This window comes from Actinobacillus porcinus (assembly GCF_901764995.1).
In the GTDB taxonomy this organism is placed as follows: domain Bacteria; phylum Pseudomonadota; class Gammaproteobacteria; order Enterobacterales; family Pasteurellaceae; genus Exercitatus; species Exercitatus porcinus.
Map to the genome: position 1 here is coordinate 228,654 of NZ_CABFKI010000002.1, position 12,643 is coordinate 241,296.

The following is a 12,643-nucleotide window of genomic DNA, read 5'->3' on the forward strand; positions in this document are numbered from 1 at the left end:
ATAACTGAAAATAGATCATGGGTGGTTAAACCACTATTAGTCAACCTATTAGGATTTTTTGCGCCATAAAAATTTATCTTCTTGCCCGCGCCACAAACGTTGAATATTGCCGTGATGACGATACACCAAGAGACAACAAACCAAGGCAACAGGGAACGTAAATTCAGGGCGAAAATACCACACATAGAGCGGCGTCAGCAAAGCAGCAACAACCGCACTTAATGAAGAATAACCACTAATCAAAAAGACCAGCAACCAAGTGCCTAGCATGGTTCCTGTGACACCCCAAGCAATAGGGGCAATCGCACCAAACGCCGTTGCAACACCTTTTCCCCCTTTAAATTTAAAGAAAATCGGGAAAATATGCCCAAGGCAAGCACCCAACGCCACCATGCCCAACTCAAATTGGGTTAATCCCAGACGATAACCAATCCACACAGGCAACGCACCTTTTAGTGCATCAAAAACAAATACTGCTAATGCCGCCCATCTTCCTCCAATACGGAGCACATTGGTTGCGCCGGGGTTGCCCGAGCCATTTTCACGGGGATCAGGCAAACCTGCCATACGGCAAATTAAAATGGCACTCGAAATTGAACCAAGCAAATAGGCTGCAAGCATATAACAAAGGGCAAATTGGCTCATAATCTCTTCCTTAATAAATTTTTGTTTATTTTACCTAAACTTGATAGCATTAGGGCAAATTTTTTCTCAGGAATAAAAAATATATGACAGATCGTATTTTTATTGAAGAACTTATCGCTTTTGCTCAAATTGGTGTTTATGAGTGGGAGCAACAAATTAAACAGAAACTCATTTTTGATATTGAAATGGCGTGGGATAGTCGTAAAGCGGCGGAAACGGATGATGTGAAATTTTGCTTGAATTATGCAGAAGTGAGCGAATTTATTATCCATTATGTCGAAAGCAAACCTTTTTTATTAATTGAACGGGTCGCCAATGAAGTTGCCGCTCAGTTGCAAGAGAAATTTGGGATTCAATGGCTTCGATTAAAGTTAAGCAAACCTAAAGCCGTTGCGCAGGCGAAGAATGTGGGGATCATTATTGAGCGTGGTAAGTGTTAATAAGTAATAAAGGGAAACAGTTAAGTCTCCCCTGTTATTCACTACAAATTATCAATATTAGGTTGCTGTTACACAAGACGGTCGTTGAGCCTGTCGAAACGTGAGTCTTGTACAGTCGCTGAAATGTCTTATGGTTCGACAGGCTCACCAACCGACATTTCAGCTTTGTACGAGTGCTACATAATGCTACAAATTATTTATTGTTCTGAATCATTGCCGCGATAAGTTGATCTTGTAGCTTCGCATAAATCGCACCGCTCGCTCGCCCATATTCACGGATACATTCTACGATTTCATTAAAACGCTGTTCTTCGCCTAATTTGGCTAATTCTGCATAAAAATCAACCGCTAACGCACGGGCTTCCGGTAATGAAAAATACACCATTCCAACACGCGTATAAAGTCCTTTTAAGCTATTTAACACTAAACCATAAATTGGATTTTTAGATACAAAGGTCAAATTACGGAAAATGGCATAATCAAATTCTACGTAAGCCTTTGGTTCATCGGGTAATTTATCGTAATCCTTGAATAAGGCTAAGGACTCTGTTGGGGCAATTTTAAATGCACGCGGCACATAAATAGTCGCCAAATTCGTTCGAGCAGAAAGGACATTTGCAATTAAAATGGGTGAAAGTGTACTATCAAGATTGATTAACACTTCTAAAATATTAAGTCCTGAAGTTTCCCACACATCATTAACCAGCGTAGGTTTGCCATGTTGAATGGTTAGCCATCCATCGCGAGATAAGCGTTGCAATACTTCTCGCAATGTCGTACGTGTTACACCAATACGTTCAGCGAGTTCACGTTCCGCAGGAAGAGCAGAACCGGGAGGGAAATAGTTATTCCAAATACTTTTAATAATATATTCTTCTGCAAGCGCAGCAGGGCTCCTGGCTTTAAGAATAGGCTCGATTGGATTGCTCATTAATGATTTCTCTTCTTGTATAAAATGGGAAAATAAAAAAATGAAAAAATTTATAATTTATGCTGTAAATTTGCGCCATTATCCGTTAAAGTTGGACGCATTGAAAGTGTTTTTTGCCAAAGGACAAAAATTTATATGCAGTACATACAAGCATTTATGAATAACTTTATGGGCAAAAGCCCAAATTGGTATAAAGTTACCATTGTCGCCTTCCTATTAATAAATCCTGTTGTATTCTGGATTAACCCCTTTGTAGCCGGTTGGTTATTGGTGGCTGAATTTATTTTCACTCTTGCTATGGCGTTAAAATGCTATCCATTGCAACCCGGCGGTATGCTCGCTTTAGAAGCGGTCACCATCGGTATGACAAGCCCTGAACATGTTAAAGCAGAAATTATGGCAAACTTTGAAGTCATTTTACTGTTAATGTTTATGGTGGCGGGTATTTACTTTATGAAGCAATTATTGCTTTATGCGTTCACCAAACTTCTTCTCCGAATCCATTCTAAAATCACCCTATCTCTTGCTTTCTGCTTAAGTGCGGCGTTTTTATCTGCCTTTTTAGATGCACTGACCGTTATCGCTGTAATCATTAGCGTTGGCATGGGGTTCTATGGGGTTTATCACAAAGTGGCATCAGGGGTTTCTTTTGAAGATTCGACCGATATTACCAATGATAACAAAATCACCAAACATGTGGATATTTTAGAAAATTTCCGCGCATTCTTGCGTAGCCTATTAATGCATGCCGCCGTAGGAACGGCATTAGGTGGTGTAATGACCATGGTGGGAGAACCACAAAACTTAATCATCGCGGAACAAGCAGGTTGGGGATTTAAAGAATTTTTCTTCCGTATGGCACCTGTTACTCTCCCCGTCTTAATCTGTGGCGTTTTAACCACTGTCACCGTGGAAAAACTCCGTTTATTTGGCTACGGCGAAAGACTACCACGTAAAGTTTGGGCTGAGTTAGCGAAATTTGACCGTTTCCAAGAACAAAAACTCACTAAACAAGATCGCGTAAAATTAGTGGTACAAGGGTTTGTGGGCGTATGGCTCGTGATCGGTTTAGCTTTCCATTTAGCCGCAGTAGGTTTGATTGGCTTAACGGTGATTATCTTAACCACCAGCTACAATGGTATTACCGATGAACATGCTCTTGGACATGCTTTCCAAGAATCATTGCCATTTACGGCATTATTAGTCGTCTTCTTCTCTGTGGTTGCCGTTATCATAGACCAGCATTTATTTGCCCCCATTATCAGTATCGTGTTAAGTGCGGCGGAAAATGTTCAACTTTTATTATTCTACGCATTTAATGGTGTTTTATCTGCGATTTCGGATAACGTTTTCGTTGCAACGGTCTATATTAATGAAGCGAAAAGTGCCTTAGCCAATGGCGCTATTTCGCCTGAACAATTTGAGATGATTGCAGTCGCCATTAATACAGGGACAAACTTACCATCGGTTGCTACACCAAATGGACAAGCGGCATTCTTATTCTTATTAACTTCTGCGATTGCGCCACTTATCCGTTTATCTTATGGCAGAATGGTCGTTATGGCGTTGCCTTACACCATTGTTCTTACGTTGGTAGGGCTAGCCGCCGTGGAATTCATTTTACCTAGTGCAACACAATGGTTATTCCAAGTGGGGTTAATTAGTTCGCCACATGTTCCTGCAGCTGTTGCGGTAGGTCATTAATCATTAAGGAAAATGCAATGTTACGATTTTTTAAAGATTGGTCCGTAGAACGTTCAGGTTGGTTATTGCTGTTTGTCAGTGCAACCGCCCTAGAATTGACCGCACTTTATTTCCAACACGGAATGGAACTTCAGCCCTGCGTCATGTGTATTTATGAACGCATTGCCGTTCTTGGCATTGCATTTGCCGGATTGATTGGATTTATTGCGCCACGTTTTCTCGCGATCCGCTTAATTGCTCTCGCGCTCGGTTTATTCAGTGCAATTAAAGGATTGCTCATTGCGATTCATCATATGGATTTGCAAATGAACCCTGCACCGTGGAAAACCTGTCCAATTATTCCGGAATTTCCACAAACGTTGCCGCTACATGAATGGCTACCTTTTATGTTTAAACCTACCGGGTTATGCAGTGAAATCAGTTGGCAATGGCTTGGGTTAACCATGGTGCAATGGTTAGTTGTGGCATTTTCCATCTACACTCTCGTGCTTATCCTTGTGCTTATCAGCCAAGTTAAGAAAAGTAAAGAAACTCGGGATATTTTCCACTAAAACAACAAGTGCGGTCTAATTGACCGCACTTTGGACTGATGACAAACCTAATAATGTTGTAGGGGCGAAATATTTTTCGCCCCAAAATAATCATGATAAATCAGGGCGAAAGATGTTTCGCCCCTACAGTCATTTCATATTAAAAATATTAAATAAAAAAACTTTGTCAGCAATCTGAAGTGCGGTTAATATGACCGCACTTTCCATCTCAATAAGAACTATGACGCTGTCTTGTCCTGTTCGGGTAAATCCCCTAACAACACCGCATATCGTGCAGTTTTAGGGCTGGATTCCAACGTAATTTTTAACGCCATGGTTAATGGCACCGAAAGCAACATCCCGACCGTTCCCAATAACCATCCCCAAAATAAGAGCGAAAGGAAAACCACGAGCGTTGAAAGCCCTAACTTTTTGCCCATCATTTTAGGTTCTAACACATTACCAACCACCATATTAATGGCGATCACGCCTATTGCAACAGCAAACCCGACCGAAAAACCATTGAGCAAAAACGACTGCACAATAATTGGAATGGCTGCCAAAATTGAGCCGATATTCGGGATATAGTTAAATAAGAAACTCAATGTTGCCCAAAGTACAGCGTACTGAACCCCGGCAATTTCGAGCAACACCCAAACTAAAAAACCCGTTAATAGGCTCACCGTGGTTTTCACTGCAAGATAACCGATAACGCCTTGCAATACGCGATCTAAATAACGTTCTGACACATTCTCTTCGTTATTATTTTTTGAAAACGCAACGGCAAATTTTCGTTTAGCGGTTGGTGCTTCCGATAACATAAAGATCACCACTAAAATTAACACAAAGGCATTCGACACTACATTCGAGAAGTTCACCAATAAACTACTCACAAAATTCATAATAATATTGGGGTCAAACTGCTTGGCCATTTTGCCGGAATCAATATTAAAGGGAATCTTAAACCGCTCCGCCAAGGCTTTCACATCATTTAAACGCTCCGCCATCAACAGCTTATATTGCGGCATTGACTGCGTAAATTCTTGCACCGTGCCATTAATCAAGCTAATCAAAGAAAAAAAGATCAACAGAATCAGCGTAAATAACAAGGAAATCGCTAACCAATGGGGAATACGATGATTTGTCATGAATTTAATCATGGGTGAACAAATAATCGCAATGAACAAGGACAACAAAAAAGGCACGATAATTTCTGCGGATAGCTTTACCCCGCCTAAAATAACCACCAGACTTGCCGCTCCTAAGAAATAAGGAACAAGAGATTTTTCTGTATTCATAAAAACTCAGTAAATTTTAACCGCGCTTTCAGTTCAAACTGTTTTCCCCTATACGAGCCGTATAGGGTTACTTAATCTGAGCCGCTCTGCGGCTCTTTCTTTCAGCCCCGGCGGGGCTGGGCTTAATAAACCTAGCACGGCGCGTGCTAGGTTTTTCTCAAAGATGAACTTTATTCGCCATCTGACCTTTTGGTTATTTATATTTCACATGAAATTCTTTCTTTAATTCAAACAAGCGTTGCGTTGCGCGTTTGGCTTCATCTAAATCCCCTTGTTGCGCTAACGCATCCGCTTGATCAAGGGCATCGATAAATTGTTGCATACCGGCTTGATAACCTTTGAAATCTTCTGCATTTTTAATGCTTGAAGGTTGTTTAGCCATGGCTTGTAAAGAAGCATCACGTAACATCATCGCTGCCTGATGAAATTCTTCCGCGGTTTTCGCATCCGTTAATTTATTCACCGCCAACGACATTTGCCCCATCTCGGCTTTAACATTTGAGCCATTATCGCAAGCTGCCACAAATGCCAAAGTAACAATACTAAATAACGTCCAAAATTTCTTCATACTCATTTCCTATAAAAATCTAAGTTAAATTGCTTCTTCGTTTTCTTCACCGGTACGAATACGGATCACGCGTTCCACATCGTACACAAAAATTTTGCCATCCCCAATTTTGCCCGTTTGTGCCGTTTCAATAATGGCTTCCAAACATTGCTCAACAATGTCATCTGCCACAATAATTTCCACCTTCACTTTAGGCAAAAAGTCCACCATATATTCCGCACCACGGTACAGTTCCGTATGCCCTTTTTGGCGACCAAAGCCGCGTACTTCGGTGACAGTCATCCCGTTAATCCCAATATCAGACAAAGCTTCACGCACATCATCTAATTTAAATGGTTTAATAATGGCTTCAATTTTTTTCATTTTTTATCCTTTTATCCAAATAATTTCTTACCAAAAAAGAAAATCGTTAATCCCAAGGCAATCACCAACAAACCGATAATTTGCCAAATTTGCATTGGGCGTTCATTCATGCCAAGCAGCCCAAAGTGATCAATCAACATTGCCGCAATCAATTGCCCCACGATAATAAAAAACAGCATATTGGTAACGCCAATTTTGGGGGCGAGAAAGATGGTCGTAAACACCACCAACGCGCCAAGGGGGCCGCCAATTAATTTCCACCAAGGTTGCTTCGGGATATGTTGCCAAGCGATAGCCAGATCCGCTTTCCACCAACAAATTACAAGCAACACAATAGTTCCTGTTAAAAAGGAAATAAATGCTGCCACAACAGGTTGTCCAATCAACGCCCCTGCAAGCTGGCTATTGATTGCCGCTTGTATCGCCAGGGCAAAGCCTGCACAAAGCGCAATAATCACAAAAGAGAGCGTCATAGCCCCTCCTTCTTATGCTCGGCGAGCTGATTTCGGTCTAAAACTTTCAATCACTTCAGGTTTGGTATCAATGTAAATACCGTCAATAAGTTGCAAGCAATAAGGCACTGCCGCAAAAATCCCTTTCACCAACACCTTACCGTCCCCATCTTTCACCCCTTCTAAGGTTTCTTTAATAGCTTTAGGTTGCCCCGGTAAATTTAGAATTAAGCTATTTTTACGAATAACCCCCACTTGGCGCGACAAAATTGCCGTTGGCACAAAATGCAAACTCACTTGGCGCATTTGCTCGCCAAAACCCGGCATTTCGCGATCGGCTATGGCTAATGTGGCATCAGGGGTTACGTCACGTTTGGCAGGTCCTGTACCGCCTGTCGTTAACACTAAATGGCATTGGCAATTATCCACCAAATCCACTAAAGTTTGCTCAATCTCAGCTTGTTCATCGGGGATTAATCGGGTTTCTACATCAAACTCATCCACCAGCGCGCTTTCCAACCACGCCTGTAATTCAGGGATACCTTGGTCGGCATAAACACCGCTTGAAGCGCGATCTGACACTGAAACCAAGCCGATTTTTAATTTTTTCTCTAAAAGTGCGGTCATATTTTTCCTTGTTTTATGCATTAAAATGGAAATAAAAGCGGTACAACAAACACCGTTACCAACATCACCAAAATCGTAAACGGCACACCAATTTTAACGAAATCACTAAATTGATAGTTACCCGGCCCTAACACCATGGTATTCACCGGCGATGAAATCGGGGTCATAAAAGCCGCAGATGAAGCAATGGCTACCGTCATAGCAAAAGGCACAGGCGATAATCCTAATTGTTGTGCCATGGTAATGGCAATAGGCGCCATCAAAATGGCTGTGGCAGTATTGGAAATAAACAACCCCACCACTGCACACAAAACAAATAAACTGATTAACATCCAATGTTTACCCATTGTACCCACGGTGTGAATCATAAAATCCACCACCAAATTCACACCACCTGTTTTTTGTAGCGCAATAGAAAACGGCATCATGCCAATAATCAAAATTAACGTTGCCCAATGCACACTGCCATAGGCACTTTTGGCGTCAACACAGCGGAATTTCCCTAACATTAAACAAGCAATAAGCGCGGCGATAACGTTGGGAACAATGCCTGTCACCATCAACACCACCATGGTGACAATGGAAAAAATCGCATGCCACGCTTGGCTACGTGCAGGCACGGCTTTATCAATCTCGCTCGGGTAATTTAAAATAAAGAAGGATTTCGTTGCTTCACGTAGTTGTTGGATTAGCTTCCAATCCCCTACTACCAACAACATATCGCCCAATTGAAACGGCTCTTCCACTAAATTACCTTGCAACAATTCGCCATTACGTTTAATCCCAATAATATTCAATCCATAACGCGATCTAAAGCGCAATTCCACCGCACTTTTTCCTATCGCGCTCGCCTCAGGAATAGGGGTAATTTCCGCCATACCAATGGATTTGGCTTGCTCATTAAAGTTTTGGCTACGAATTTCTGCTTGTTCTAAATTCAATAGGCGACAAAGTTCATTCAAGTCTAAATCAGGGTTAGCGATATCAATTACCAAAATATCTTTTTCTTTAATTTCCGTTTTACCGAGTGAAGCGGCAAGAAATACCGGACGAAAACGCTTCCAACGCTCAATAGCCAAAATATTTAAACCGTAATTGGAACGTAAATGTAATTCTTCTACCGGCTTGCCAATAAAACTAGAGCCGGTTTTAACCACAAAACGCTTAATGCGATCATGTAAGTGATAACTTTCAATTAAATCCTCAATGGAATGGCGGTCTACGGTTTCCATATTTTTTTCATCAGAAGAAGATAACCAACGGCGCGCCACCAACATATAAACAATTCCAAAAGCCAGCACTAATAAACCGATGGGCGTAAAAGAGAAAAAGCTAAATCGCCCGGCATGAACACGGACCAATTCAGCATTCACCACCAAGTTAGGGGCTGTGGCAATTAAAGTCATCATCCCACTAATTAATCCTGCCACAGAAAGCGGCATCATTAAACGTTTCGGCGAAATCTTCATTTGTTGGCAAATCACTAACACCACCGGAATAAAAATGGCCACCACGCCCGTGGAACTCATAAATGCTCCCAACCCGGCCACTGCAAGCATCAGTAAAATCAATACTTTCGTTTCGCTATTATTGGCGGCCTTCATCAACCATTCACTCACCTGATAAGCCACCCCGGTGCGTACCAACCCTTCCCCCACAATAAATAACAAGGCAATCAAAATCACATTGGGATCACTAAAACCTGCAAATACTTCTTGTACAGACAAAATCCCTGTCAAACAAAAAAACAGCATGACCAATAATGCAATCACATCCATTCTGACTTTATTTTGCACAAATAAAAAAATCGCCGCGCCTAATAACGCCACGGTCATCACCAAAGGTGAAGATAAGAATGAAAGTATTGCGTCATGCATAATTTGTCCTTTTATTTATCTTGTAAACACTTTCTCACAGGGGCAAAGCTACGGCGGTGTTGTGGTAATGCCCCAAATTCGACTAATTTTTCTAAATGTACTTTCGTTGGATAGCCTTTGTGTTTAGCAAATTCATATTGTGGAAATTCCCGATCCAGTGCTTCCATTTCTTGATCACGAGCTACTTTAGCCAAAATGGACGCGGCACTAATTTCTGCCACTTTACTATCACCTTTAACCACAGCTTGGGCCGGCATATCCAATAAAGGAATACGATTACCATCTACTAACACAAAGTGCGGTTGAATCTTCAGTGATTTTACCGCACGTTGCATCGCCAACATCGTGGCGTGCAAAATATTCAACTCATCAATTTCTTCAGGTTCAGCACGCCCCAAACTCCAAGCTAAGGCTTTCTCTTTAATTTCAGCAGCTAGAGCCAAGCGTTTCTTTTCGCTCAGTTTTTTACTATCCGCCAATCCTTCTATCGGATTCTTCGGATCTAAAATGACGGCTGCAGTGACTACCGCTCCTACAAGTGGACCACGCCCCACTTCATCTACACCGGCAATCAGTTCATAACCTTCCGGATATTCAAATTTTTCTGTCATTTTATTTCTCAGTGAGCAAATCTACTACAGCCTGTGCCGCTTGTTTATCGGCATTCTTACGCACAAGTTCGTGTAACGCAGTAAAACGTTCAATTAAAACACGACGATTTTCCACCGCGCTTTCGCCTAAATAGCTATCTAATTTCTCCGCCAATTTTTCCGGCGTACATTCTTCTTGTAACATTTCAGACACTAACATTTCATTTGCCAATAAATTAGGCAAAGACACATAAGGGGTTTTCACCAAACGTTTCGCCAACCAATATGTCAAGGGTTTCATTTTATAACCAACTACCATTGGCGATTTACAAAGCATACATTCTAATGCCGCCGTTCCGGATGCCAATAATGTAGCTTCCGCCACCATCATTGCCTGACGCGCATTTCCGTCTAACAAAATCAAAGTGTCATCAGAAAAGTGCGGTGCAATTTGCGCCCGAACTTGTTCAAATTGGTGACGGCGTTTTTGATTAATTAACGGCACTAAAAATTTTATATCCGGGTATTTGGCTTTTAAGATCAGCGCGGTTTTAAGAAATGGCTCCGTTAACATGTCTACTTCGGCACCACGACTGCCCACTAAAATAGCCACATAGCGTTGATTTTCATCTAAATTCAATGCTTGACAAGCGGCTTGTCGATTAGGATGCAACGGAATAGCATCAGCCATCGTATGACCAATAAAACGGCAAGGTACATTAAATCGGTCATAAAAAGCTTTTTCAAAAGGCAGAAATGCCAGCACCATATTGGTTGCTCGCGCAATTTTGTGAATCCGATTTTGTCGCCATGCCCACACACTTGGACTGACGTAATGAATCGTTTTAATCCCCTGTGCCTTGAGTTTTTCTTCCACATAAAGATTAAAATCAGGCGCATCAATACCGATAAAAATATCCGGCTTATGCTGAGAAAAATATTGCACAATATGACGGCGAATTTTTAACAAGCGGGGCAAATGTTTCACCACTTCCACCAATCCCATGACGGCGATTTCTTCCATATCCACTAAAGTTTCACAGCCTTCGCGCAACATTTGCTGACCCGCAATGCCGATAAATTTCGCATTCGGATATATGACTTTGAGTTCACGGATTAAACCGGCACCCAAAATATCCCCGGACACTTCGCCTGCCACAAGCGCAATAGTTGGATTGGTTTTAGTTAGGTTTTGCATACAAATTCCTAAAAAAATAGGCGGACACGTTGGTCCGCCCACTACGGATGAAATTAACGAATAATTCCGCGAGTTGAACGTTTAAAGAATTCCAAGAAGAAGCTAATTGCCGCTTCTGTTTTCGCATAATGCTCAATTTCCGGCATGACGTCTTCAAGAGTTCGCTCGCTACGATAAATGAGTTTATACACATTACGAATCGCATGCAGTGTTGGCTTATCAAAACCACGACGTTTTAAGCCTTCGATATTCACACCAAAGGGACGCGCGTGATTACCTTGCGCCATAACATAAGGCGGCACATCTTGGCTTACCATTGAACCGCCGCCCAACATAACGTGCGCGCCAACAATTACAAATTGATGAATGGCTGACATGCCGCCTACAATCACAAAATCATCTAATTCTACGTGTCCTGCCAAGGTAGCATTATTGGCAAGAATACAACGATTTTTAATTTTACAATCGTGGGCAATATGGGCGTTAACCATAAATAAGTTATCGTCACCCACACGGGTTACGCCCCCACCTTGAACCGTTCCACGGTGAATAGTCACATTTTCGCGAATTCGGTTGCGATCGCCTACAATGGTTTTTGTCGGCTCACCTTGATATTTTAAATCTTGGTTAACTTCGCCAATGCTTGCGCCTTGGAAAATTTGGTTATCTTCACCAATTTTTGTTACGCCACGAACTACAACGTGCGAATGTAAAACGGTGCCTTTGCCAATTTCCACATCTTTTTCAACGATACAAAATGGGCCGATAACCACGTTTTCGCCAATTTTTGCGCCTTCTTCAACAATAGAAGAAGGATGAATTTTTGCTGTAGGGTGAATCATATTTTGCCCCTTTTCCTTGTACTAAACTGTTATCTACGTGCGCACATTAATTTGGCTTCACAAGCCACTTCACCGTTCACGCGAGCGACGCCGGTGAAAGATGTAATGCCACGGCGTTCTTTGACCACTTCAACGTGCAATTCCATTTGATCACCGGGTAATACCGGACGTTTAAAACGTGCATCATCAATCCCTGCAAAATAGAATAACTCACCGCCTTGAAGTTCATGGGTTTTGAACGCCAAAATCCCCATTGATTGGGCTAAGGCTTCTAAGATTAACACACCGGGCAAAATAGGTTCACCCGGAAAATGCCCTGTAAAACAAGGTTCATTTACACTGATATTTTTAATGGCAGTCAACCATTCGCCTTCTTGGAAATCCACAACACGATCCACTAATAGAAATGGATAACGATGTGGTAATAAGGTCATAATTTCTTTTGCTTCAATAATTCGAGGTGTTCTGGTTTCAGTTGTCACAGTCTTGTCCTTTGAGAAATGTTTTCGCTAGATGAGTGAAATTATACGTTATTTTATAGGGAATTAGTAGTGGGGAAAAGTCGGCGTATTTATCTT

15 protein-coding genes are annotated in these 12,643 nt (G+C 41.7%); 3 read left to right on the top strand and 12 right to left on the bottom strand.

The features are described 5' to 3' along the window. Positions 1-48 precede the first annotated feature (48 nt). On the bottom strand, positions 49-645 hold the full coding sequence (gene plsY, locus E7T07_RS02590; protein WP_135709355.1) for a glycerol-3-phosphate 1-O-acyltransferase PlsY: 597 nt from the start codon (positions 643-645) through the stop codon (positions 49-51). 83 nt (positions 646-728) lie between these two features. Here plsY and folB point away from each other — a divergent pair, with 83 nt between their 5' ends. Continuing rightward, positions 729-1,085: a dihydroneopterin aldolase gene (gene folB, locus E7T07_RS02595; protein WP_135709356.1), complete on the top strand. Its 357-nt coding sequence runs from the start codon at positions 729-731 to the stop codon at positions 1,083-1,085. A gap of 193 nt (positions 1,086-1,278) precedes the next feature. On the opposite strand, the gene fadR is transcribed toward folB, so the two are convergent. Next, the gene (fadR, locus tag E7T07_RS02600) at positions 1,279-2,016 is read right to left on the bottom strand and encodes a fatty acid metabolism transcriptional regulator FadR (protein WP_135709357.1); all 738 of its coding nucleotides are present in this window, start codon (positions 2,014-2,016) and stop codon (positions 1,279-1,281) included. A gap of 135 nt (positions 2,017-2,151) precedes the next feature. Here fadR and nhaB point away from each other — a divergent pair, with 135 nt between their 5' ends. Together nhaB and dsbB are read left to right on the top strand one after the other, a co-directional pair. Further along, entirely contained in the window at positions 2,152-3,720 is a 1,569-nt protein-coding gene (gene nhaB, locus E7T07_RS02605) for a Na(+)/H(+) antiporter NhaB (RefSeq protein WP_135709358.1), read from the top strand. A 17-nt stretch (positions 3,721-3,737) separates the two neighbouring features. Continuing rightward, complete coding sequence (gene dsbB / locus E7T07_RS02610; RefSeq protein ID WP_135709359.1) at positions 3,738-4,271, top strand: disulfide bond formation protein DsbB; 534 nt, start codon at positions 3,738-3,740, stop codon at positions 4,269-4,271. A gap of 218 nt (positions 4,272-4,489) precedes the next feature. On the opposite strand, the gene E7T07_RS02615 is transcribed toward dsbB, so the two are convergent. The 10 genes from E7T07_RS02615 to fabZ form a co-directional block, all read right to left on the bottom strand. Continuing rightward, positions 4,490-5,548 (bottom strand): AI-2E family transporter, encoded by a 1,059-nt coding sequence (locus E7T07_RS02615; RefSeq protein WP_135709360.1) that lies wholly within the window; start codon positions 5,546-5,548, stop codon positions 4,490-4,492. 193 nt (positions 5,549-5,741) lie between these two features. After that, positions 5,742-6,116, bottom strand: a complete 375-nt coding sequence (locus E7T07_RS02620; RefSeq protein ID WP_167874919.1) for a cytochrome b562 — start codon at positions 6,114-6,116, stop codon at positions 5,742-5,744. A gap of 24 nt (positions 6,117-6,140) precedes the next feature. After that, positions 6,141-6,479 carry a nitrogen regulatory protein P-II gene (gene glnB, locus E7T07_RS02625; RefSeq protein ID WP_135709362.1) on the bottom strand — a complete coding sequence of 113 codons (339 nt, stop codon included), beginning with the start codon at positions 6,477-6,479 and terminating at the stop codon, positions 6,141-6,143. An 11-nt stretch (positions 6,480-6,490) separates the two neighbouring features. Then, positions 6,491-6,952: a DMT family transporter gene (locus tag E7T07_RS02630; RefSeq protein WP_135709363.1), complete on the bottom strand. Its 462-nt coding sequence runs from the start codon at positions 6,950-6,952 to the stop codon at positions 6,491-6,493. Positions 6,953-6,964: 12 nt separating this feature from the next. Next, positions 6,965-7,558 (bottom strand): molybdopterin adenylyltransferase, encoded by a 594-nt coding sequence (gene mog, locus E7T07_RS02635; protein WP_135709364.1) that lies wholly within the window; start codon positions 7,556-7,558, stop codon positions 6,965-6,967. 20 nt (positions 7,559-7,578) lie between these two features. Next, complete coding sequence (locus E7T07_RS02640; RefSeq protein WP_135709365.1) at positions 7,579-9,435, bottom strand: SLC13 family permease; 1,857 nt, start codon at positions 9,433-9,435, stop codon at positions 7,579-7,581. Positions 9,436-9,446: 11 nt separating this feature from the next. Continuing rightward, on the bottom strand, positions 9,447-10,046 hold the full coding sequence (gene rnhB, locus E7T07_RS02645) for a ribonuclease HII (protein WP_135709366.1): 600 nt from the start codon (positions 10,044-10,046) through the stop codon (positions 9,447-9,449). Position 10,047: 1 nt separating this feature from the next. Beyond that, positions 10,048-11,223: a lipid-A-disaccharide synthase gene (lpxB, locus tag E7T07_RS02650; RefSeq protein ID WP_135709367.1), complete on the bottom strand. Its 1,176-nt coding sequence runs from the start codon at positions 11,221-11,223 to the stop codon at positions 10,048-10,050. Between the two features lie 53 nt (positions 11,224-11,276). Beyond that, positions 11,277-12,065 (bottom strand): acyl-ACP--UDP-N-acetylglucosamine O-acyltransferase, encoded by a 789-nt coding sequence (lpxA, locus tag E7T07_RS02655; RefSeq protein WP_135709368.1) that lies wholly within the window; start codon positions 12,063-12,065, stop codon positions 11,277-11,279. A gap of 29 nt (positions 12,066-12,094) precedes the next feature. Then, positions 12,095-12,547 (bottom strand): 3-hydroxyacyl-ACP dehydratase FabZ, encoded by a 453-nt coding sequence (gene fabZ / locus E7T07_RS02660; protein ID WP_167874920.1) that lies wholly within the window; start codon positions 12,545-12,547, stop codon positions 12,095-12,097. Positions 12,548-12,643: the final 96 nt, after the last annotated feature.

Bases quoted from the DNA above. Each gene is read 5' to 3' on its own strand.
- dsbB (WP_135709359.1), top strand. From the start codon at position 3,738: ATGTTACGATTTTTTAAAGATTGGTCCGTAGAACGTTCAGGTTGGTTA.
- E7T07_RS02615 (WP_135709360.1), bottom strand. From the start codon at position 5,548: ATGAATACAGAAAAATCTCTTGTTCCTTATTTCTTAGGAGCGGCAAGT.
- fadR (WP_135709357.1), bottom strand. From the start codon at position 2,016: ATGAGCAATCCAATCGAGCCTATTCTTAAAGCCAGGAGCCCTGCTGCG.
- E7T07_RS02620 (WP_167874919.1), bottom strand. From the start codon at position 6,116: ATGAAGAAATTTTGGACGTTATTTAGTATTGTTACTTTGGCATTTGTG.
- rnhB (WP_135709366.1), bottom strand. From the start codon at position 10,046: ATGACAGAAAAATTTGAATATCCGGAAGGTTATGAACTGATTGCCGGT.
- plsY (WP_135709355.1), bottom strand. From the start codon at position 645: ATGAGCCAATTTGCCCTTTGTTATATGCTTGCAGCCTATTTGCTTGGT.
- mog (WP_135709364.1), bottom strand. From the start codon at position 7,558: ATGACCGCACTTTTAGAGAAAAAATTAAAAATCGGCTTGGTTTCAGTG.
- folB (WP_135709356.1), top strand. From the start codon at position 729: ATGACAGATCGTATTTTTATTGAAGAACTTATCGCTTTTGCTCAAATT.
- E7T07_RS02640 (WP_135709365.1), bottom strand. From the start codon at position 9,435: ATGCATGACGCAATACTTTCATTCTTATCTTCACCTTTGGTGATGACC.
- E7T07_RS02630 (WP_135709363.1), bottom strand. From the start codon at position 6,952: ATGACGCTCTCTTTTGTGATTATTGCGCTTTGTGCAGGCTTTGCCCTG.
- lpxA (WP_135709368.1), bottom strand. From the start codon at position 12,065: ATGATTCACCCTACAGCAAAAATTCATCCTTCTTCTATTGTTGAAGAA.
- nhaB (WP_135709358.1), top strand. From the start codon at position 2,152: ATGCAGTACATACAAGCATTTATGAATAACTTTATGGGCAAAAGCCCA.
- lpxB (WP_135709367.1), bottom strand. From the start codon at position 11,223: ATGCAAAACCTAACTAAAACCAATCCAACTATTGCGCTTGTGGCAGGC.
- glnB (WP_135709362.1), bottom strand. From the start codon at position 6,479: ATGAAAAAAATTGAAGCCATTATTAAACCATTTAAATTAGATGATGTG.